General features: G+C 54.7%; 2 protein-coding genes. Both read right to left on the reverse strand.

Annotated elements, in window-relative coordinates; all coding sequences use genetic code 11:
- Window positions 1-87 precede the first annotated feature (87 nt).
- The gene (locus tag PMI22_RS29935) at window positions 88-1,401 is read right to left on the reverse strand and encodes a GGDEF domain-containing protein (protein ID WP_238543910.1); all 1,314 of its coding nucleotides are present in this window, start codon (window positions 1,399-1,401) and stop codon (window positions 88-90) included.
- A 768-nt stretch (window positions 1,402-2,169) separates the two neighbouring features.
- Window positions 2,170-2,367 (reverse strand): hypothetical protein (locus PMI22_RS31915; RefSeq protein WP_238543912.1); only part of this gene is annotated, 198 nt, incomplete at its 5' end.

Here is a 2,367-nt window from a genome sequence, read left to right on the forward strand (position 1 = left end):
TTACACACTCTGGGCCAAAAGCTGACGTAACCGTCGCATCATTGTTCTTGCTGAAGGCAGTGCTCCTCAATAAGTAGCAGATTAGCGTTAGTCACTCACATATCGGTCTCGGCCTTGTTGTTTGGCCTGGTAAAGCAAAAGGTCGGCACGGATAAGCATGGCCTGAATGTTGTCTTCAGGCCCACGCCAAGCTGTGACACCTATGCTGCAGGTGACGCCAATACGTGTTCCGGCATAGTCCAGCGTCGAGTCGCGCAGGATCTGCAACAAGCGCTCGGCCATCGTATGTGCGCCCGTCAAATCGGTATTTGGGAGCAGAATGAGGAACTCTTCCCCGCCGATGCGGGCGACCAGGTCATGTTGGCGTACAGTCTGGTTAAGTAGCTGGGCAAAAAACTTCAGCACCTCATCTCCGCCGTCATGGCCGTAGGTGTCATTGACCCGTTTGAAGTGGTCGATATCCAGCAATAATATGCACAACGAACTGGGCGTGCGGATTACCCTGGCCAACTCCGCCTCTGCCAGTGCCATCGCCTCCCGTCGGTTGTACAACCCGGTAAGAAAGTCGCGGGTCGCCGCTCGATGCTGTATCCCATAGGCGTCAATCATTTTCCCCGACAGCCAAATGATCAACAGCACACTGGCAAGCATGCCAACCAGCATTGACAAACCGAGACCATTCCAGCTCAGGAACAGTGACAGGAAATTCGGTGTCAGGATTTCACTATAGAACTGCAGGTGCAGGGCATGTTGTGGGTCCTCTATGTCCCGGACAAAACGCTCCTGGCCTTGCTCCTCTGAAATGTGTGTCGTGGGCCAGTTGGCGGCTGTGACAGGTATCAGGTCTGCCTTGTCGCCGGTGAAACGAATGTCGACATACAAGGGGGGGGTATGGCCGTGGCTCACGGCGACATGCACGACAAGTGCATCGACAAACGCCGGCCCGATCGCCGAACGCGGCGGCAGCGGTAACGGGTGTAACCGAGTCTGTGTTTCCCGGATCACCGCGTCACGCCCGCTGCAGCTGTAGCCTAGAAGTTGTCGACTGGTCATCTGAATGCCGCCCTTCGTCAGGCGCATTTGTGGTGCCAGCGGACTGGGCAAAGCCGCTACATGATTTATGGGTACTCGCGATGTGTACTGAGTCAGCTCTTCGATACCTTCAGTCAGGGTCTCAGTAGCGCGCTGCTGCTCGGCAATGGACTGGTCTGGCAGACACCCGGTCGGTAGGGGATTTGCCCGAAGCAATGAAAGTTGCAGCTCATGGGTCGCCAGCTGGCGTACCAGAGTGTCATAGCCCCAGCTGCTTCGATGAGCCAGCAATGCTTGCTGCCCCTCCAATAGCAGAGCGCGCTGACGGTGATAGCGGTCGGCCACCCCGATAACGGCGATAACGATCAAGATTACCCCTATAATCCAGCTGCCAACCTTGACGGCGCGCGCAGACTCGATTACCCACCTCATGATAGCCTCTCCGAAATGGCATTTGGGGAAACCTGTCTTGCGCTCCTGTTACCAAGCATCTGACCTCCTGCTCTCGCCAATGGGCTCGTTGGTTGCAGCATAGGCAGAGCGCAGGGCTCTCACTTCAAATTATTGTCCTTTGGCTGTACCCAACGACAACACGCAATAGATGAATCAACTGACGAACCACTTCGCCGGTTACAGTTCAGGTAGGCCTCACCATGCCGGGAGCGGGTCGACGATGTATTGGCGAAACTCTATAAGGTGATCCAGTTGTTGCAGGACCTCAGCAGTGAGATTCGATCACCGACTATTTCCGCGTAACGGGCATCCGACTCCCGGAATTTGACGACCAGTGACTGGCCGTTTGTGGACGGTAGAATTCAACCTGATGCGACAGGGCAACTTTGGGTCGACTGCAGCGCTTCGCGAAGGCAACAAACAGCAAATAGCGCCACGCTCGTTGTTTACATCCCATGTTGGGGGCTGCCGCAGCTTAACCTATTGTTTTTAAACGAATACAACCACTTCAAAATGTGGAAAAACACCCGCTTTTCTGTGCTTATGCAAACGGAAACTCGCGGCATCCAGAGGAAGTTTTGCGCACAACCCTCACGGCGTCCTGCCGACCGAACACAATCAACCTTTCGCAGTAGTGAATCACTAATGCATCGCTGGTATTTTCGCCGCCACGTTCGCCAGACATTAAGGGATGGAGGCGAAAATAGAAGCCCCGAAGCCGCGAACCTTCGGGGCTTTGCATTTCTGTACGAAATAGCACTCCACTTGACCACCCGATTGCATTCGGCCTGACCAGGTATTTGCATTCGTTCTGACAAACGATTGCATCGGATTTGACCAGCACGCTTTATCACCATGATCGGCAGAGAACGGCCCAGAGTG

It is taken from the genome of Pseudomonas sp. GM21 (genome assembly GCF_000282215.1).
Taxonomy (GTDB): Bacteria; Pseudomonadota; Gammaproteobacteria; order Pseudomonadales; family Pseudomonadaceae; genus Aquipseudomonas.